This window comes from Bradyrhizobium sp. 6(2017), from assembly GCF_011058295.2.
In the GTDB taxonomy this organism is placed as follows: domain Bacteria; phylum Pseudomonadota; class Alphaproteobacteria; order Rhizobiales; family Xanthobacteraceae; genus Bradyrhizobium; species Bradyrhizobium septentrionale.
On the sequence record NZ_CP049289.2, the window covers coordinates 921,767 to 939,153 of the forward strand.

17 protein-coding genes and 2 pseudogenes are annotated in these 17,387 nt (G+C 58.5%); 11 read left to right on the plus strand and 8 right to left on the minus strand.

Annotation, left to right across the window (positions count from 1 at the left end; all coding sequences use genetic code 11):
- The first annotated feature begins 533 nt into the window (after positions 1–533).
- From G6P99_RS04350 to G6P99_RS04365, 4 genes are all read left to right on the plus strand, one after another.
- A complete protein-coding gene (locus G6P99_RS04350) occupies positions 534–2,036 on the plus strand; it encodes an MmgE/PrpD family protein (RefSeq protein ID WP_165127390.1) in 1,503 nt (500 codons plus the stop codon).
- 349 nt (positions 2,037–2,385) lie between these two features.
- The gene (locus G6P99_RS04355) at positions 2,386–3,207 is read left to right on the plus strand and encodes a class I SAM-dependent methyltransferase (RefSeq protein WP_165127392.1); all 822 of its coding nucleotides are present in this window, start codon (positions 2,386–2,388) and stop codon (positions 3,205–3,207) included.
- Between the two features lie 760 nt (positions 3,208–3,967).
- A complete protein-coding gene (locus G6P99_RS04360; protein ID WP_165127394.1) occupies positions 3,968–5,569 on the plus strand; it encodes a hypothetical protein in 1,602 nt (533 codons plus the stop codon).
- A 53-nt stretch (positions 5,570–5,622) separates the two neighbouring features.
- Positions 5,623–6,198, plus strand: coding sequence for a hypothetical protein (locus tag G6P99_RS04365; protein WP_165127396.1), 576 nt, complete (start codon positions 5,623–5,625; stop codon positions 6,196–6,198).
- Between the two features lie 552 nt (positions 6,199–6,750).
- Here G6P99_RS04365 and G6P99_RS04370 read toward each other — a convergent pair.
- A complete protein-coding gene (locus tag G6P99_RS04370; RefSeq protein WP_165127398.1) occupies positions 6,751–6,903 on the minus strand; it encodes a hypothetical protein in 153 nt (50 codons plus the stop codon).
- A gap of 205 nt (positions 6,904–7,108) precedes the next feature.
- The gene (locus tag G6P99_RS04375; protein WP_165127400.1) at positions 7,109–7,258 is read right to left on the minus strand and encodes a hypothetical protein; all 150 of its coding nucleotides are present in this window, start codon (positions 7,256–7,258) and stop codon (positions 7,109–7,111) included.
- A gap of 161 nt (positions 7,259–7,419) precedes the next feature.
- Between G6P99_RS04375 and G6P99_RS47925 the strand changes: the two are divergent.
- Positions 7,420–7,670, plus strand: a pseudogene (locus G6P99_RS47925) (IS1 family transposase); the annotation flags it as partial.
- Positions 7,671–7,767: 97 nt separating this feature from the next.
- Here G6P99_RS47925 and G6P99_RS47430 read toward each other — a convergent pair.
- Positions 7,768–8,016: a response regulator transcription factor gene (locus G6P99_RS47430; RefSeq protein WP_165127402.1), complete on the minus strand. Its 249-nt coding sequence runs from the start codon at positions 8,014–8,016 to the stop codon at positions 7,768–7,770.
- Positions 8,017–8,375: 359 nt separating this feature from the next.
- Here G6P99_RS47430 and G6P99_RS04385 point away from each other — a divergent pair, with 359 nt between their 5' ends.
- Positions 8,376–8,531 (plus strand): hypothetical protein, encoded by a 156-nt coding sequence (locus G6P99_RS04385; protein WP_165127404.1) that lies wholly within the window; start codon positions 8,376–8,378, stop codon positions 8,529–8,531.
- 219 nt (positions 8,532–8,750) lie between these two features.
- Positions 8,751–9,095 carry a hypothetical protein gene (locus G6P99_RS04390; RefSeq protein ID WP_246709453.1) on the plus strand — a complete coding sequence of 115 codons (345 nt, stop codon included), beginning with the start codon at positions 8,751–8,753 and terminating at the stop codon, positions 9,093–9,095.
- A gap of 1,182 nt (positions 9,096–10,277) precedes the next feature.
- On the opposite strand, the gene G6P99_RS04395 is transcribed toward G6P99_RS04390, so the two are convergent.
- Both G6P99_RS04395 and G6P99_RS04400 read right to left on the minus strand, forming a co-directional pair.
- Complete coding sequence (locus tag G6P99_RS04395; RefSeq protein ID WP_165127406.1) at positions 10,278–10,508, minus strand: hypothetical protein; 231 nt, start codon at positions 10,506–10,508, stop codon at positions 10,278–10,280.
- A 62-nt stretch (positions 10,509–10,570) separates the two neighbouring features.
- Complete coding sequence (locus G6P99_RS04400; protein WP_165127408.1) at positions 10,571–10,828, minus strand: hypothetical protein; 258 nt, start codon at positions 10,826–10,828, stop codon at positions 10,571–10,573.
- A gap of 358 nt (positions 10,829–11,186) precedes the next feature.
- Here G6P99_RS04400 and G6P99_RS04405 point away from each other — a divergent pair, with 358 nt between their 5' ends.
- From G6P99_RS04405 to G6P99_RS04420, 4 genes are all read left to right on the plus strand, one after another.
- The gene (locus tag G6P99_RS04405) at positions 11,187–11,363 is read left to right on the plus strand and encodes a hypothetical protein (protein WP_165127410.1); all 177 of its coding nucleotides are present in this window, start codon (positions 11,187–11,189) and stop codon (positions 11,361–11,363) included.
- A gap of 770 nt (positions 11,364–12,133) precedes the next feature.
- Positions 12,134–12,454 (plus strand): hypothetical protein, encoded by a 321-nt coding sequence (locus tag G6P99_RS04410; RefSeq protein ID WP_246709454.1) that lies wholly within the window; start codon positions 12,134–12,136, stop codon positions 12,452–12,454.
- Positions 12,427–12,660 carry a hypothetical protein gene (locus G6P99_RS04415; protein ID WP_205751475.1) on the plus strand — a complete coding sequence of 78 codons (234 nt, stop codon included), beginning with the start codon at positions 12,427–12,429 and terminating at the stop codon, positions 12,658–12,660. Before G6P99_RS04410 ends, G6P99_RS04415 begins: the two co-directional genes overlap by 28 nt.
- Before the next feature lie 61 nt (positions 12,661–12,721).
- On the plus strand, positions 12,722–13,666 hold the full coding sequence (locus tag G6P99_RS04420; RefSeq protein WP_165127412.1) for a DUF1259 domain-containing protein: 945 nt from the start codon (positions 12,722–12,724) through the stop codon (positions 13,664–13,666).
- 231 nt (positions 13,667–13,897) lie between these two features.
- Here the strand turns inward: G6P99_RS04420 and G6P99_RS04425 are convergent, their stop codons facing one another.
- The 3 genes and pseudogenes from G6P99_RS04425 to G6P99_RS04435 form a co-directional block, all read right to left on the minus strand.
- Positions 13,898–14,158, minus strand: coding sequence for a DUF1127 domain-containing protein (locus tag G6P99_RS04425; protein ID WP_165127413.1), 261 nt, complete (start codon positions 14,156–14,158; stop codon positions 13,898–13,900).
- Positions 14,159–14,792: 634 nt separating this feature from the next.
- The gene (locus G6P99_RS04430) at positions 14,793–16,076 is read right to left on the minus strand and encodes a peptidoglycan-binding domain-containing protein (RefSeq protein WP_165127415.1); all 1,284 of its coding nucleotides are present in this window, start codon (positions 16,074–16,076) and stop codon (positions 14,793–14,795) included.
- Positions 16,077–16,473: 397 nt separating this feature from the next.
- Positions 16,474–17,329, minus strand: a pseudogene (locus G6P99_RS04435) (metal-dependent phosphohydrolase).
- Between the last annotated feature and the right edge of the window lie 58 nt (positions 17,330–17,387).

Consider the following 17,387-nt stretch of genomic DNA (forward strand, 5'->3'; position numbering starts at 1 on the left):
GCAGTGGAGTCCTAACAGCTGTTCCAGTAAGTGGAACATTCCGCATGTTGCGGGGCGGTCACAGTATCAGAGCTGTGAGCGAGTGCGCTCTATACGGGCAAGCACGCCGCGCACGTGGGGTTTCGGTAGCGGGTCAGTTTGACTGTGGCAGGCTTCCTGACTGGAATAGGACCAACCGCCGTCGCATTTTCGGCTGGGCTTGAAATGGGCGGGGCATGATCGCTGAACGATTCTTGGTCTGGGCTGCCTCCGCTGGCATTCTGTCCGAGCAACGTCAACGGCGACTCATTCGTGGCCTGGAGTCAAGCGGATTGTCCTGGACTTTCGCCCGGTGCCGGCGGGGCATGGGCGTACTTCTGGCTTCGCGTTCCTGCTGCCCTTATTCCTTGACGGCGCGGCCCATTATCAATTTCTGAATCTTATCGCCATCAGGCTCATCGCGATTTCGTTCAAGTCCTTACACGCGATGGCGGTCTTACTAAGCAGCGCTTACTGATTGGTGCCATTGCAGCAATTTCATAGTGGAGAGCTTCATGAAACGTCGTGAATTTCTGGCGCGATCCGCAACTGCCGTTTCCGCGAGTCTACTTCTGGGGAGCGTTCGGTCCGACGGTTATCGCTTCGTCAGTTCAGCGCTTGCCGCTGGCGAGGGAGATCGACAGAAAGCGACGCTTGAGCAGCAATTTGCCGAATTTGCACTTTCCATCAAATATGAAGCTCTGCCCGCTGACGTTATCGGCTCGGCCAAGCGCGTCCTTCTCGACACTCTCGGATGCGCATTCGGATCAGTAGGATCCGAGCCCGCAAATATAGCTGAGACGACAATTCGCAAGACTTTCGGGGAGGGCAATACAGCCACAGTGATCGGCTATCCGCGATCTGCTACCGTAGAAGGCGCGCTATTCGTCAATGGCGTTCTCGTTCGCTCCCTCGACCTGAACGATACCTATATTGGCACCGAGCCACTTCATCCGAGCGAGGTGCTGCCGACGGCGATTGCTCTCTGCGAGGAGAATGGACGATCCGGCCGCGAACTCATCGAAGCGATCGTCGTGGGCTATGAGGCTAGCATGCGCGTTAATGACGCCATCTCCTTCATTGAACGTGGCTTCCATCCCTTGTGTGCGGCCTCCTACGGCGTCCCTCTGATTGCGGGCAAGATCTGGGGGCTTCCTAAGGAAGCCCTCGCAAATGCGGTTGGAATATCGGGCGCACGTGGCTTCACGAGTTTTGTAGTGAATAGCGGCGCGATCAGCATGATGAAAGCCATGGGACTTGCCGCCACGGCGGCTGACGGCGTTTTCGCGACGCGGCTCGCCGCCCAGGGCTTTACCGGCCCTTCCGGCACGCTGGAATGGCTGGCGTCAAAAATGAAACCGGTCAAGGAGGGGTTGGCCGTTGATCTGGAGCTTGCGCGATACCGGCTGCCCCGGGTGGCATTCAAACGCTTCCCGATTCAGATTGAGTTGCAAGCCGTGGCAGAGGCTGGCGCATCACTCTCTGGAAAGATCAAAGGTCGCGGGCAGGATATCCGGGCGATCACGGTTGAGAGCTATCCGGGAATAATTGAACGTGTTGCGGATCCGGCGAAATTCAAACCGCAGACAAAGGGTACCGCCGATCACAGTCTGCCCACCTGCCTCGCCATGGCTCTTCTCGACGGCGATGTGACCGTCGCTCAATTCGAGAAAGATCGCTGGCGGTCCCAGGACGTGATGGCGCTGATGGAAAAGATGTCGGTGAAGCCCGGAGAGGCACTCATCGCCAAAATCCCCAAGGGGCGCGGTGCAAGCATAGAGATTGTCTTCGCAGACGGTCAGTCTTTGCGTGAGACGGTGGAAGTTCCCGAAGGCGACGCGGAACGCCCGCTGTCGCAATCGTCCCTCGAACGCAAATTCATGAACTTCGCGGTTCCTGTCGTTAGCAAGGTCGGCGCAGAGCGCGTCGTGTCGCTCGTCGATGGACTTGAAGAGTTAAAAGATGTCCGAGAATTGACCCAAGCCCTCAAGGCAACCGGAAAACAAAATCCGACGTGAACCTGAACGCCTGATCCACCGGCAATAGGAATGCCGATGTCGGTCGGGTGTTGGCACATTTCGGTCATGCCAAGCTGGTTGTCGAATGTCGGGTGTTCGTGGTGAAGTGGACAGTCTCGTTTGAGCGTTAGACTTTCCAGCTTGACCCATCTGCGACATCATCGCGCAATATTTGCTGTGATGCACAGCGGCGTTGTTCCGCAACGGTATGCTAATGTGCGGCCCTAAGCCTCAGGGAGGCGCTTGCCGGTAAGATCATTGACTGGCTCGAGAGGCCCGTGAGGATGCCACCCGGCCGCGCGAGCGACGCGACGAGGCCCGCGCGTTACTGCGTATGATGGAGGCGAAAATGTCACAAAGCAGCTCCGACGCCCCCGGTTGGCAGCTTGAGGGTAACGCTCCCCTCGCTTACGACACACATATCGTCGACGTCTTCTTACAGGCCTACTCGCGCCGACTTTTGGAAGTCGCCGCGATTAAACCGGGCGATCGCGTGCTGGACGTCGCGTGCGGCACTGGCGTTGTGACCCGACTCGTAGCAAACAAGGTCGGTTCTGCAGGACAGGTTGTCGGCTTCGATTTCAACGCGGGCATGCTCGCGCGAGCACACGCTTCTCGTGAAACAGCCGCCGCGATCGAATGGCAGTTGGGCAACGCTGCAGACATGCCGTTTGCCGATGCGACTTTCGACTGTGTCATTTGCCAACATGGCCTGCAATTCATTCCTAACAAAGCCGCAGCGGTTTCCGAAATGCATAGAGTGTTGGCCGATCGAGGTCGGATAGTTGTCAGCGTCTGGCGTTCAATCGAGCATTGCCGTGGCAATCGGCGATCGCTGACGCAGTTGAGCGTAATATGGGGAGAGAACACGCTGCGCAAATCCGATCAGCATTCAGCTTTGGTGACGCTGACCAGTTACACCAGCTCATTTTCTGCGGGATTTCGGGGCGTCGAAATTCGAATCGAACGCGAAACCATTCGACGCGAATCAATGGCTGAATATGTGCCGGCCTATATTTCAGCAACCCCTGTCGCAGCAACAGTTGCTGGCTTGGATAAGGAGGCACAAGCAAAGATTGCCACCGACGTAAGAGATGCACTTGCCGCCTACCGCGTTGGCGATGGCCTCGCCGCACCAATCGAAGCTCATGTGGCAATAGGACATCGCTGACAACGGGTTGTGTGGCTTTTGCGTCCGAGAAGACTTTGAGCGCTCAGGAAAGGACTGAGCGAAAGTTTGATTTGGTCAACAACCTCAAGATCGCCAAGACGCCTGGTCTCACCCCATTCCGTTCCCGCTACGCGGCCGCGCCGACGAGGTGATCGAGAAGGTTGCTGTTTTGCTGCGATTGCTCAGGGCCGGTTTTGGCCCATAGCCGAAGGTCGGTTTGACAATCGGTACGTCAGCTCGTCAAGGTAGAGCGGATGTCACTCAGCACAGTCAGACATAGCCGGTTGTGACCCCAATGCTGACTTCGGTGGAATCTCACCGTACCCCGACGGCATAGGAAGCGCCGTCCTGGGCCTGAAGGCGATGGCTAGACCGACCAACATAATCGGCATGTTCAAGAAGTGTCCTAATCCAGGGAATGCTGCTGCCCGAAAAGGGCAAGGTCGCCTGACCTTTTGATCTCCCGCAGTGATCTATTTTAGCTAGTGTTTCACTGTGCGAAAGCGCACAGTGAAACGATCATCGCTTACCCTTGATGTTTTTGTAGGTGGGCTGAGAGAGTTGCGCTCCCGCGTCGCGACGCATCAGGCAAATGGCGCGCCTTGAACCAATGCGTTTGTCTGGATCGCAAATCCTTCGCGTGACACCCGGGCAACAGTCAAAATCCGGAGCCAGAGGAATAGACGGAGCCGTACGCGGCCGATGGAGCAATCGCAATCTCGCGGAACATCGCGACCACAAGCCAGAGAGGGTACTTACGATGAGCACGAAATCGGGACGAACCCTGTTTGCCGCAGGCCTGATCACTGCAGCGCTCGCAAGCGGAGCAATCGGCCAGCAAGACGAAAAGCTCGGCAAAGTGGTCTTCCCCATCTCCTGTGATCCCACTGTGCAGGCCGAGTTCGACCGCGGCGTCGCCATGCTTCATTCGTACTGGTTTTTGATTGCCCGCCGAAAATTCGAAGGTATTTTGCAGCAGGATCCCACTTGCGCCATGGCGCATTGGGGCGTGGCGATGGACTTCCTCGGCAACACCCTTGCAACCACCCCGACGCGAGCCGACGCGCAGGCGGCCTGGGACGCACTCGAAAAGGCGCGGGTCACCGGCGCGAAGACGCAGCGCGAGCGTGACTGGATCGAGGCGCTGAGCGCCTATTTCCGCGACCACGACAAGGTCGCCGTGAATACCCGACTGGCAGCCTACACTGCCGCGATGGCGCAGATGGCGCAAAGCTATCCCGACGACTACGAGGTCCAGGTCTTTTATGCCTTGGCGCTTCAAGCCGCGGCGCCGAAAAGCGACCTCACCTACGCCAATCAAATCAAGTCCGCCGCGCTCTTGGAGAAACTCTTTGAGCAGAACCCGCAGCATCCGGGTGTGACCCACTACCTGATTCACGCTTACGACTTTGCGCCGCTCGCCGAGAAGGGAATCGCGTCGGCGCGGCGGTATGCCGGCATTGCGCCGGCTGTGCCGCACGCGCGACACATGCCTTCGCACATCTACTCCATGGTCGGGCTTTGGGAAGAATCCATCGCCTCGAACGCGTCGGCGCTTGACGTCCAGCCCGACTACTATCACGCGTCGGATTTTACGGTTTACGCACATCTGCAGCTTGCGCAGGACGCCAAAGCCGAGGCGATGATCAAGAAGTCGCTCGCCACCGCCGACCGCGGCGATCGTCCGATCAGCTTCGTCAATTTCACCGCCAAGGCCGCGATGCCGGCCCGTTACGTCCTGGAACGGGCGGATTGGGTCGGCGCTGCGGCGTTGCCAATGACCGCCACTCAATATCCCATGGCGGATTCGTTGATCCGCTTCACGCGCGGTCTAGGCATGGCGCGCACTGGCGATCTCGCCGGGGCCAAAGAAGAGATCGAAGCGATGAAGGCACTGCGAACGACGCTGCAGCGAGCCGACCAATCCTACTGGGCCGACCGTACCGAGGAGCAGATGCTTGCCGTTTCGGCCTGGATCGCACTGAAGGAAGGTGCGGGCGATCAGGCACTGCGGTTCATGCGGGCAGCGGCCGACGGCGAAGACGGCAGCCTCAAGCATGTGGCGATGGAGAATCGCCTCTATCCGTTCCGCGAATTGCTGGCGGAATTGCTTCTGGAGACAGGGCAGCCCGCAGCTGCCCTAAACGAGTTCGAGACCGCGCTCAAGCAGACGCCCAACCGCTTCCGCGCGTTCTGGGGAGCCGCCCGCGCTGCCGACAGCGCAGGTGACCGCCAGAAAGCCTCCGATTACTTTGGCAAGCTGGTGAACTTAGCCAGCAACGCTGACACGGAACGGCAGGAGATCCTTGAAGCCCGGGCATACTCGCGCCAGGACGAGACGATAGGTGGTGTACGGAAATAATCTCCTGATTGTCTCGGCCAACGCCCGGAAGCCATCAGGTTGAGAAAACAGCGATGATCCGGTCGGTCGCATTGGCAATACTGCTAGGCGGGCTGCTGAGCGGCGTGGCCATCTATGCCATAAGCTTTCCGGGCTGGCGGACCGCGACTGCGCCGCTGTTCGGCAGGCTCGAGAGCCGGGCTGAGACGGCCAGCACGGCGGAAGCCTGGCCGATCTGCACCACCATGGCATCAGTTGCATTGGACGTTGATTGGGCGCAACTCGATCCCGATTTTAAGACTGGCAAGACGGCACTACGCGCAGAGAATTGGAATGGCGCAATCGCAGCGTTCGAGTTCGCGGCGCTACGCGACCCGACTAATGCCGATATCCAGAACTACATCGGCTATGCCTATCGGCGGCTGCATCAGATAGGTCCAGCTATTGGCCATTATCAGAAGGCACTGATGATAAACTCGCGCCACCGCAGCGCGCATGAGCATCTCGGCGAGGCTTATCTGGTGCTCGGGGAGCCGGCCATGGCACAGCAACAGTTGGCGGCGCTGGAAAACCTCTGCCTCATGCCCTGCGAGGAATATGAAGACCTCAAGCGGGCCATTGCAGCGTATAGAAGGCTGGCCACGCGCTGAGATCAGAAGCCAAGAGAGCCCAAAAGCCTTTTCACTACAAAGCCAACTCCACCTTTGAGTTCTGCGCGGCGCGGTAAGCCAGCGTTTCGACGAATGCGCATTGCGTTTATTGCTGACCGCGCATGAGTCAGTGCCCGTACGCGCGCCGCCGGGACAAGGCATTTCGAGCCGCGACGGCGCTCGCTCATCCCTCGTTCACATTGATCTTCCTACTGTGCGCGACGGTTCAGAATACCCACAGGAGGAAACCATGAAGCTCAAATTTGCACTGATTGGACTCGCTGCCCTCGGCAGCCTTGCAGCTGTCGGAACCGCGTCAGCGCTGCCCGCCGCAACGCCGAATGCTTTCAGCGGCGATGATGCTGTCATCCAAGTCGGGGGCGGTCATGGCCATGGGCATGGATGGGGTCATCACGGCGGTCGCGGGCATCACTACGGCTGGGGCCGTGGCCACCATTATGGTTGGGGACACCATCGCCACTAACCGGTGCCACCTTCGCCAGCTCCAAAAATAGAAAGCCCGCCGGGCGTGAACCGGCGGGTCTGGCTTGGTCACGGCTTCTTATCGATCAGACCTAGCTCCAACATAGCCTGATAGGCGGCCGCGCGAGTTTCGAGCCACTCAAGCGCGGTCTCGCGTGTCTCTTCGTCGAGATGCTCCTCCACCAGGCCGCGGATCACGTCCTCGATTTCCTCATCCTCCATCGCAACGCCTCCTTTCCGGAACAATATTATACCAAGTAGATGACCGGCATGGTTGCCTTCATAAGCGCGGCTAAATTGACAGCTGCAGCGGCCATTGTATGTCGCAGGTACCCAGCTCTCGAAGCCGATCCCGCGCCGATCGTTCCCCGTTTGCTCACCAGAAAATTACGGAGGGTAACAATAATTGCACGCCGCGATCTGTAGATCAGATCCAGGCGGCCCAGTCGGGGAGACAGTCTGGAAGCGGCTTGTCGAGCAGGCCGGCGACCAGCACCGCGAGCGCCGCGCCTTCGACGTCACCTGCGCCGCCTGCGCAGTACTCGACGTTGTTGCCGTCCCACTCGAAATTCAGCACTTTTGACTTGGCAGGCTTAAGCCTTCCTCGTCTGCGAACAGATCGCGGCCGCTTTGGATGTCGAAGAAATAGCGTTCCATGACGCGCTCCTCTTCCTTTGCAGGCGGGAGCGCGGGAACGTCTCTCAGCCACCGGCGCCTACGGGCTGAGCCTCGGCCTAGGTAGTAGCCGTGAGCCGCGAGGTAGTAACCGGCGATCCGGATCAGTATATTTCAACCAGCTACGTTGAGCGACACAACCTTTCGCTGCGCATGGCATCGCGTCGGTTCACCCGGCTCACCAACGGCTTTTCAAAGAAGCTTAGACAACCACGTTGCGGCCGTCGCACTGTACGTCGCTCACTACAATCTGCCGCGCCCATGAAGCCCTGCGCACGACGCCAGCGAAGGCGCTCGGCGTGGCGGACAAGGCGTAGAGCGTTGCGCAGTCGGCGGATCAAGTGACAGCCCCAGCATAGGCCCCCAGCCCCGAGAAGTGCTGGGCCGTTTCTATGGTCGGTGCAGTCCTAATTAGGAAAGGCGCGAAGGGGAACTAGGACGCTTCATCTGATAGGGCCACGGTCCCAGATCAATGGCCGCTTCTATGATCTCTGCATGCAAGTAGATATTTAGCTTTCTAAGCAAGCGAAGGCGCTGGGTCGCAACTTGCGCTTCGGACCCGCCGATCTGGTGAGCGATCTCAGCGTCGGACCGCCCCAATGCCATGCGCCGGAGGATTTGTTTTTCACGCGTAGTGAGCGGCGCTGCCGGCGTATTCATAGCGCGAACGTTGCGATCGCAGCGATGACAATCGGGCTCAACCCCAGCGCCATAATCGAGAGCGAGAAAGGGATGTCATTGCCCATGACACAACCCTGCGCAGGCCTAAAGTCTACGTTGGGAAAACTTGGCGATGCTAGTGCAATTTGACGCCGAGGCAGACCCCCGGGATTCTACGGAGTTCACATCGGCGGCATTCGATTCTAATTTCTTTGCCGCCGGGGCTAGATTTCATTCCGAATAAATTTTCATTTATCCGGCAAGGGGGCCGAGCGTTACGGCCCCTTTTTGATTCAGTGCGATCCCCCGGGGCAATTCTAAGAAGTTGGTTCACCGCCGTTATGGAGTGGGACACTGAAATGAAGATGACCGACGTTCGGGAGCTAAAAGAAATGGCGGTGAAGCTAGAAGCCGCCGCTCGCAAGCTTCCGCAGGGGTCTGGTCGCGACGATCTACTTCGAGATATCGCGAATTTTCGCGCGCCGTTAGTCGCCCGGCTACGAAGCGAAGGCTGACGGCGAAGGAGCATTATATCGTGAACACCCGACTTCTCCGTGACCACTCTTGATAATTTGCATGCGCTCCGCAAACGCGGAAACAATCGGGCATGCCGTGGCGCCGCAAGCCGTACATTTCCTCCGCTATTGGTCCGGCTGGCCCAGCTGGCTTGTGGAATAGAAGAGACCTCAGAGGGTTCTAAAATCAGAACCTCTGGCGGCACGTAGGCGAAGAATATGTCCTTTGACCCGATGGCCGCGGCGGTTGATTGGCTAGACGTCTACCGTGCTTGCGAAACTGATGCCCTTCTCGGAATTCACGCCGAAATTTCGTTTGGCCGGGAGGAGGATGCGATGAGCTACTCCGAGGAGCTTCGTAAGGGCTCGCCGCTGCACCGCGTGACGACCATCGACGATCGAACATTTTCAATCGAGCCTGTCGACGAAGGTCTGAGTGACCTAGCTGCTTTCCAGCGCGTTGCTCGAGACACGGTCCGCCACGAGGGCGAGGATGGATATAGGATAACGCTCCAGAATCTTACGGGCTCAATTTACGACCTCCTGGTCCTTAAGCGGGATTGAGGGACGATATCCTCATCAGGGCGCAATGATCGAGCCACGGCACCACACTATCGAGGCAGAGCATATCGAACGGTGAACGATGGACCGTCCCAGTCCGGAGGTTCATAGATCACCACGTCGGCTGGCCCTATAAGCTCGCGCATGGCGGTGCAGGCCATTTCGTGCTTGTTCTGATCCGGGCTTACTATCCGATGCAGCTCGCCTGCGTTGATCTCGATATGCGGACGCCCTTGTCTGGCCGCCCGACCGACCGATTTGAGCCTCGGCCTCTTCGCGGAATTCCTCCGGGATGGGCATGGCGCGCCCTCATTCCAATCGATTGGCAAGCAACTACTGATTAAAAACCTAATCGCCCACTGTAACAGGTTGCGACGACTTCACAACCTTAGTTAGTAGCGACCCACTATGTTCGCGTTCTCAGAATTCACTCGGTTTCTGTCCGTTTGGGTAGGCAGGAGACGCCGTCACGGCAAGGGATGGCGCGCCGATCCATTCCGTTTTGTCCTGGCGAAGCCGTCTCGTTAAGCCCCTCGCCACTTCCAACTTTGTCCGCCAAGAAGGGGCACGCGCCATCCTGTCACCGCTCCGCAACATGCGGAAGGTTCCGGGCGCTGGAACAGCAGTTTAGACTCCACCGCTCAAAATCTTTGCGGCAGCCTCGATCAACCGGGGCTGGAGTATTATTATTGCACTGACAGGCAATTTCCCCGGACAGGCCGCAGTGCGCAGTGCATTGCGGCCTTTTTCATTAGGGGAAAAGTTCTTGCGCGAAACACCAGTGCTTTTGATTATCGATGCAATAGCAGTCAGCGCTGTCGTGATCGGCGCAATTTACGTCCTCGTCGACCATCTAGGCCGCTGGTCTAAGAAGCGGCTCCGACGTTGATTGTCTATTTTTCATGCCCCGGCTGCGGCGCGGTTTATTCTGCGGTTCAAGAGCGGAGCGCCGCTCCCGTGATCAGCTTAGGCCTCCTTAGCTGCCTAAGTTGCGGGAAGCCCGTCAATCATTGGACTGGAATCTATTGTTTCACTGACTGGAAATGCGTGGAAGACCCTGGAAAGGGAAAATCCGGTTGAACTCTAGACCCTTCTGTTCGCGGGAGAGCCGCCATCTGGAACAGCCAGTTGGCCGCGCTGGGCGGCTTTTGACCCAACGGATTCCGCCTAACTATTCGCGTTAATTTACGCGGCCCGTTCCTTGTCCGACCGTTCCTCGACAGTGGTCGCGGTTTCTTCAAACCCCTTTTCGTAATTGCCCGCGAACCTCTCGATACTGTCGGCCCACATCCTCAGCATTGAGACCTGAAAGTGCATTATTGGCTTCAAGGCACTCATGCCGATTGCTGTCGCTTCGGTGATGCGCCTTTGTGGGTCGCGCGCGAAACGGTCTACGTTAGATGTCTTGTCTGCCATGCTGTCCACTCCTTCTGCTCTGGTGTTGTGGCCCAAAGCTAAGTGTCGGGTTGTGCACTGCGTTATTCTAAACACTCGGCCAAAACTTGATCTGCCGCGAGTCTCGCACCTCGGTCGTCATACAATTCGTCCAGTTTTTTCAAGTAAGCGACTGCCGCTATTTGCAAGAGATCGAAATCATATTCCCCGGTATCACGAAGATTGGTGACGTAGCGATAACGGGCGGAACGCCTGCTATCGTTCTCGCTGATACCGGCGTGGAGCAAGTAGTTCCGCCAAGCGAACGCACACGCGCCTTCTATGGCTTGAGAAGTCGTCATGGGCACCTCCCTAAAACCAGAAAAGACTGACGAGCCGGTTCGTTCCGCGAATTTCTCACATGTGATGCTGTTCCGTCGGTGCGCCGCAAGATGTTTGCGCGCGGGCGATGTCGGTGCTGCGGTCGGCGACGTCCCATGATGTAATCGGTCACGCGGTTGGCTGTTCCTAGGGACAGCGCTGGGCCGCGAACTGAGGCTTAGTCGCCTTTCGAGAGGGCTGATTTGCCCGAATGACCGTGCGTGGCTCCCTGGAAAATTGAGACTGCAGAACGTGCGCGACGGTTCTGGCCCGCCAATTCCGTGTCTGCCCCTCCGAAAAGGGGTAAAGTGCCTCAGGGTCACATCCGAGGATCACAACATGACCCTACAAATCCCCGAGGTAGTTCCCACCAGGATCGACCGGCGTGTCTTCGCGATCATGGGCAACACGATGCCACCCCGAGATCCCGATGACGACGAAGAGGACGAAGAGCAAGACGACGAAGAGGACCGAACCGACGAACCGCCGGTCGTGCGCGAGCCGGACGAAGACTGAGCAGGATGCTTATGATTGACATAGCCGGAGCTTCGGAGAGCGTGATCCCCAGCCTACGTGCAGCGCGCTGTCGCGTCCGGCGGCTTTCGAGGTCGTTCTTAATTCCGAGAGCAGCGGGCAGTCGTTGAACGGACCACGGTTCCCGGCGGAGCAACCTGTTGGCTTTCACTGGTGCAGGAGGAGAGCATGACACTCATATGGCTTGGTGTGCTCCTGGTTTTCGGCGGCGTGCTCCAGATGGCGTATCGGCCAATCTGGCAAGGCCGATTGAGCGGTGGAAGGTGGCTTCGCTCCGGGCGTGACACGCTGGAACCTGAAAGACCGGGTAGCGGCTTCGGTATCAAATCGAATTGGCCTGGACTTGTGATGGTCGCGCTTGGCGGCGCTTTCTTGCTGGCGGGAGCAGCAGTCTGAGCTGGACGAATGTCTCAGGCGATGCCCGTTATCAAGCCCGGCCATGTACTAAATCCGCGCTGGCTATCGAAAGTCCGGTGACGGGGTTTAAGCGGACGTCACGGTGCGCCCTCCGACTTCGTTTGATCCAAAACCGTCATGGAAACGTGCGCGAGCAGGAGCCGATGCGATCCAAAGGTTCCAACTAACCTGTAAAACTATCTGTGATTTGATAGCAGGTTGACATTGCTATCCATGGTCGGTTTGTATTTTCGCTCGGGGAAAGCGATCTCCCCGCGAGGCGACATGCCCAAGCATCGCGTCCTGTTCACCAAGGGCGCACCATGTCGTCATACCCATCGGTCTCACCAGACAGATTGTCCCGTCTCATCGGCACCGCCAAGGCGCCGACGCTTGTCGACGTTCGCCTCGATGAACATTTTGCCTCTGATCCACGCTTAATCCCGGGCGCTATCAGCCACTCCCATCTCGACGTCAAGGACTCGGCTTCCCGCCTCAACGGCCAGTCCGTGGTCGTGGTCTACCAAAAGGGGCAGAAGCTCGCCGAAGGCACTGCCGCCTGGCTCGGGGACGGCAAAATTGCTGCACTGTTCGTCGGAGATGCGTCACGAGAACCCGTTGCAGCACAATACAGCCAGGAGGAACGACCATGCAGAAAGCAAAGCTCTCTCACCTGATTCTTGCGCTCGCGATCGCCGGTGCCGCCATGCCCGCCCACGCCCTGACCAAGGAGGAACTTGTCGCGAAACTTCAGGCCGCCGGCTACGCGGAAATCAGCGACGTCAAATCGACCGCCGAAGGCATGACGGCAAAAGCGATGAAGAACGGCAAACCTGTGAGGCTCGTGATCGACAGCAGCGGTCAGGTCAAGGAACAGGACTGACTCAGGAGTGAATAGCGCCCCCGCTTCGACACACCGAATCCAGATTCAAGGGAGTAATTCAATGCGCAACATGATTTCGGCGGTGATCGTCATCGGCTCCTGTTTCCTCGCTACAAGCGGAAGCGCGCAGAGAATCGACTGGCGGGTGTTCGCCGAGCCGTTCGTCTCGTCGGCCCATGCACAGACCGTCGACTGGCAGAAGGTCGATGACACGCTGGGCCGAAAGCCCGCCGTGTCGGGCGACGTGCATCGCTACGGCTTTCCGCGCAGCGATCTTGTGGTGACGCTCGACGGCGTCACCATCAAGCCGGCGCTGGCGCTCGGCGGCTGGGTCGCGTTCAAGCCTATGCACGATGGTGTCATGGCGATGGGCGATCTGGTGCTGCTGGAATCTGAGATCAACCCGGTGATGTTGAAGATGATCGCGAACGGGCTGCAGATCACGGCCGTGCACAACCATCTGCTGGGCGCGAGCCCGGCCACCTTCTACATGCACGTCGCCGCTCACGGCGACCCGGTCCAGATCGCCACGGCCATCCGGGATGCGCTGGCCGAAAGCAAGACGCCGCTGAAGGCCGCTGCGCCAGCAGCATCGCCGCCGGCGATCGATCTTGATACTGACCAGCTTGACCAGATCATCGGCGTCAAAGGCCAGGCCAATGGCGGCGTCTATCAGTTCAACGTGCCGCGCCGCGACCCGATCACTGCGGACGGCATGACGTTGACCCCGGTTGGCCCGATGGGCGTCGCCATCGGCATCAACTTCCAGCCGACCGGCGGCGGCAAGGCAGCGATCACCGGCGATTTCGTGCTCACCAATGGAGAAGTCAACCCAGTTATCATGGCGCTGCGAACGCACGGCATCGAGGTCACCGCGCTCCACAGCCATATGTTAGATGAACAGCCGCGTTTATTCTTCATGCATTTTTGGGCGAACGATGACGCAATCAGGCTCGCAAAGGGTCTCCGGGCCGCGCTCGATATGACCGCGAGTAGGAGGAGCTAATCCGTAGCGTCCGCGATCCACGGAGGCTTCAACCGCTGTCAAAGAAAGGAGAGTTCGGCCAAAAAATGCTTTGCCGGAACTCATTCATACGAGCCCGCCTTTTGGCCAACTCAGACATGGCCCGATGTCCGACTTGAGTCCGCTTTCGGGGAAGAGCGGAAGTTGAATTTCGGGGCCATCGCCCCCGGCGAACATTGGGTCGCGGCGCAAACCAAAGCGGCTTCGCCAGTGTTATCGGCTGTCGCGCCACGCATTTAGATACAATGGCGATTTTCGCACTTCTTCAACATCCGCCTTCGATACGCCAATGTCGGTGAGCAGCCAGTCATCAAGTTCAAGAAGTTCCCTGTATTGGCGCTGTCGTTCCAACCACAGTGCTAATCCGGCCAGCCACGCAGTCGGGATTCTCCAAGCCCCCCTAAAGGCCGGAAAAGAGGCTGAAGCTGCGTCGAGAGTGTTAGTTGAATTGTTGATCGTGCTGCCGCAGGGCATGTTTCACCTCCTCAATGGAGCGAAACAACGCTTGGCTGCGGGAGCTCATCGGGCGGTTGTCAACGGCCCGAGTGGCTTTTGTACTACAACAACCCCTGCTGCTCAATGGTCGATCTGAAGATCGCCAAAGAGACTCGGCGTACCCGTGCTCCGCACCTTGCTGTCGCTCGGCGACCCGCTGATTTGCTGCGGCGCATGAGTCTGTTGTTGGCCCTTGGCGTTACCTAGCCATCATCGATGTCTGCCTTTGGGGGCAACTCGGAGCTCGCTATCCCGAACGCGCGTACTTGCCTGACTTATGAGTATACGACCCCTGCCCTCATTTCGACCGAAGAACAACTGACCCATCGATAGTGCGTAGCGTTGCGCAATCGACAACTGCTAGCGGCTTTCCGCACGCTCGATTCGGCGGGAAAATGCCACTCATGGCTCCAAAACATCACCCAACGCCTCTCTCTGGCGGCGACCGCAAGGCGCTGACAAAGGAGCTAGCGCGTGCCCGAGCAGTGACGACAATGCTCGAAAACCGTGCCAACCCGGACGGTGAACTGCTTGCGGCAAGTACCGTCGTAACACTTCCACCCGCCAAGCCGGGGCTTGCCGTTTTTGCCCTTAACTTCGGCAACGTGCGCTGCTATCGGAACAGGCCGACGAGGCCTTCGATCTTGTCGAAGATCCGCTTCAGTTCGGCCTCGTTGCGCGTCACCTCTTCCTTGATGACGAACGCTTCGTCGAGGGTGATGTCGGCGCCGATCGCCTTGAGCTTCTCGACCAGGTCCTTGTCGCTGACCGCAGCCTTGATGGCTCCCGGGACCGATCTCACGCCGGCGAAAATGACCTCGCTCAGCATGCCGAGCCATTTGACAAGGCTCGTGAAATTTCGCGTATAGATCACCACGCCGAGCTTCATTACCATTCCGCCCGCGAAACGCGCGATGACGATCGGATCTTTCGACAGCGAGTCGGGAATCTCTGCGAAGATCCGTTTCACCGCGACGTCGACGACCTCGCTGGACAAGGTCGGCGCGATTACCTTCATCCTAGAGCGTATGTCGAGGAGCCGGTCGATCGAGTAGATGTATTTCGGCATGTTGTCCTTGTTCTTCAGCATCCACTGCGTCACCGATCCGACGAAGACCAGCCCCGCCGCGGCCGCCGAAGTCGCCGCGCACATGCCGAGGAGAAAGGCCGCCTCCGCATCCAGCAGCGTCTTGATGGGCTCGAGGTTCCTCGACACGTCGGAATACAGCTTGGCGAACATGTCGCTTTCCCAGCCGATGACCGTCTGGCTGTAGATCTGGCCGCTGTTGGTGACGAAGATCACGTCGCCGAAGGTTCCCGAGCCCGTCAGCCCCACGATGATCCTTGGTCCGGCAATTCCCTGCCATTGCTGGCCGACCTGGAGGGTCTGGGATATCGGCTGACCGGTCCCGTTGCTTTTGACGCCGCGCCTCGTCTGGTCGAGAGCGTAAGCGCCGCTCACCGCGACGGGCAGGTACGGATCATTCTTCTGGCGGCCGATGACCTTCACCATCTCGTCGATCAGCTTGTCCTCATCGGCCTTGACCGCAACAGGCATCACGAGCTGCGCAGGCGGCTTCGCGGGGGCCTTGTTCGAATTGGCGCTTGCCTTGGCGATCCACTCCGGATTGGAGCCCATGAACCTCGTCGAGTCCTGATAGGCGGCCACGACGAGCCCCAGCTTGCTCCAGGTAATGGGGCCCAGCATGCCGTCTGGCACCAAAGGCGGATGTTTGCGCTGCCAGTCGTGGACAGCAGTCACGAATTCCTTCGGGTCGGGATAGTGGTGCTTGAAGCCGAGCACGTTGCAGACCTTGGCGACGTCATCACCCCAGCCGGCCGATTTTGCATAGTAAGGCGTGAATCGGATTGCAATCGCGACGTTGAAGCGTGCCATGGGCTTTTCCTCGCGTTGTGCCTAGTGCCACCGCACTCGACCTGAATTGCTACTGCTTGTCGTAGAGAACCATATAAAATTGATCTGCTATCCGTTGGTGATCGGTCTCGACTTAGGTGATGTCGGCGAGCCAGATCCGGTTCGGCGAGGCGGCTGTGAAGTTCCGATCGATCAGGTTCGGAGCGATGGGGAAATCGTGGCGGCTGCCAGTCCGCAGCCGCCGCCTCAGTTGGCGGCCTCTTTCATTTATCGGACGCGATCATTTCCATTGGCACTCTTGAGACATGCCGGACTAGCTGTGACGATGTACGTTCCCGGGGGAAGAGAGAAGTCGTCGGCCAACGGCTAGCCTGCCGATGTGCGACGGGCTCATTTGAGGAACGCTTAGCTCGAACTGCTATCTCTGCGGCCCCGACAAGTTCAATTCGCGTTCTGCCCGAAACACATTGCTGTGAAGGTTGGCGATCCATTGCCGGCCACGGGACGTGATGTTCAGATAGCGGATCGCAAGCTGGATCTGCGGTGCGACGTTGGTCCAGTAGAACTGCGGAAGCTTATAAACGATATCCGCGGGCGTAGCGTAACCCAGCGTCTTGTTCAGCCCGATCTCCTCGAACTCGTAGAACAGCGCATTCGACTTCCGCATGTAATTGGGGTCGCCGAGCTGACCGATCAGATCGGCGGCGCGCAACAGCAACCCTTCCTCTTCGGTGAGATCGTCTGTGTCGGCCTTTGGTGTCGTTGCATAAGAAAAGCGCGTGTACCCGATGGCCCGGGCAATTCGAGCCGCGTCGACTTCCTCCACGCCGTCGAGCCGCTCGATCACGAACAGTTTTGAGCGGTCGACATGGTAAGGCGCGAGCGCGGCGTCGGATGATCCAACCGGCAACTGGACCTTCCGGCCGTTGAGGTCCGCAACATAGGCATCATCTTCGTCGCCCTGGACGATGCCGCGGACATATCCGATGTCGTGGGTGAGGCAGGCCAAAATGAAGTTCGCATAATCGTCGGCCGTGACGGTCCGCTGCAGCGCCCGCCCAGCCAGGATGTCGTGCCCAACGAAGCGTCACGAGCATGGTGTGCTCGATGTCGTGGTAAAGTGCATCGCTATTCCCAATGCACTCCATCGTCAGTCTTGCGGCAAAGGGCAGCAGTTTCGCCAGATCGGAATGGGAGGAGCGGAACTGGCCCTCTGTTTCTCGCGATAGGAACGAACCCAAGGCTTGTGCGGTCAGTTGCGGAATCGTGATCATATCGGCACCTCTCCGGTCCAGCTGTGGTTCGCGTCAAAGTCAAAACAGGTTTGGGTCA

Excerpts from the sequence above, each read along its gene's own strand:
- G6P99_RS04350 (WP_165127390.1), top strand. The coding sequence starts at position 534 with ATGAAACGTCGTGAATTTCTGGCGCGATCCGCAACTGCCGTTTCCGCG.
- G6P99_RS04365 (WP_165127396.1), top strand. The coding sequence starts at position 5,623 with ATGATCCGGTCGGTCGCATTGGCAATACTGCTAGGCGGGCTGCTGAGC.
- G6P99_RS04395 (WP_165127406.1), bottom strand. The coding sequence starts at position 10,508 with ATGGCAGACAAGACATCTAACGTAGACCGTTTCGCGCGCGACCCACAA.
- G6P99_RS04415 (WP_205751475.1), top strand. The coding sequence starts at position 12,427 with ATGCAGAAAGCAAAGCTCTCTCACCTGATTCTTGCGCTCGCGATCGCC.
- G6P99_RS04400 (WP_165127408.1), bottom strand. The coding sequence starts at position 10,828 with ATGACGACTTCTCAAGCCATAGAAGGCGCGTGTGCGTTCGCTTGGCGG.
- G6P99_RS04390 (WP_246709453.1), top strand. The coding sequence starts at position 8,751 with ATGTCCTTTGACCCGATGGCCGCGGCGGTTGATTGGCTAGACGTCTAC.
- G6P99_RS04360 (WP_165127394.1), top strand. The coding sequence starts at position 3,968 with ATGAGCACGAAATCGGGACGAACCCTGTTTGCCGCAGGCCTGATCACT.
- G6P99_RS04370 (WP_165127398.1), bottom strand. The coding sequence starts at position 6,903 with ATGGAGGATGAGGAAATCGAGGACGTGATCCGCGGCCTGGTGGAGGAG.
- G6P99_RS04425 (WP_165127413.1), bottom strand. The coding sequence starts at position 14,158 with ATGCCCTGCGGCAGCACGATCAACAATTCAACTAACACTCTCGACGCA.
- G6P99_RS04405 (WP_165127410.1), top strand. The coding sequence starts at position 11,187 with ATGACCCTACAAATCCCCGAGGTAGTTCCCACCAGGATCGACCGGCGT.
- G6P99_RS04355 (WP_165127392.1), top strand. The coding sequence starts at position 2,386 with ATGTCACAAAGCAGCTCCGACGCCCCCGGTTGGCAGCTTGAGGGTAAC.
- G6P99_RS04385 (WP_165127404.1), top strand. The coding sequence starts at position 8,376 with ATGAAGATGACCGACGTTCGGGAGCTAAAAGAAATGGCGGTGAAGCTA.
- G6P99_RS04420 (WP_165127412.1), top strand. The coding sequence starts at position 12,722 with ATGCGCAACATGATTTCGGCGGTGATCGTCATCGGCTCCTGTTTCCTC.
- G6P99_RS47430 (WP_165127402.1), bottom strand. The coding sequence starts at position 8,016 with ATGAATACGCCGGCAGCGCCGCTCACTACGCGTGAAAAACAAATCCTC.
- G6P99_RS04430 (WP_165127415.1), bottom strand. The coding sequence starts at position 16,076 with ATGGCACGCTTCAACGTCGCGATTGCAATCCGATTCACGCCTTACTAT.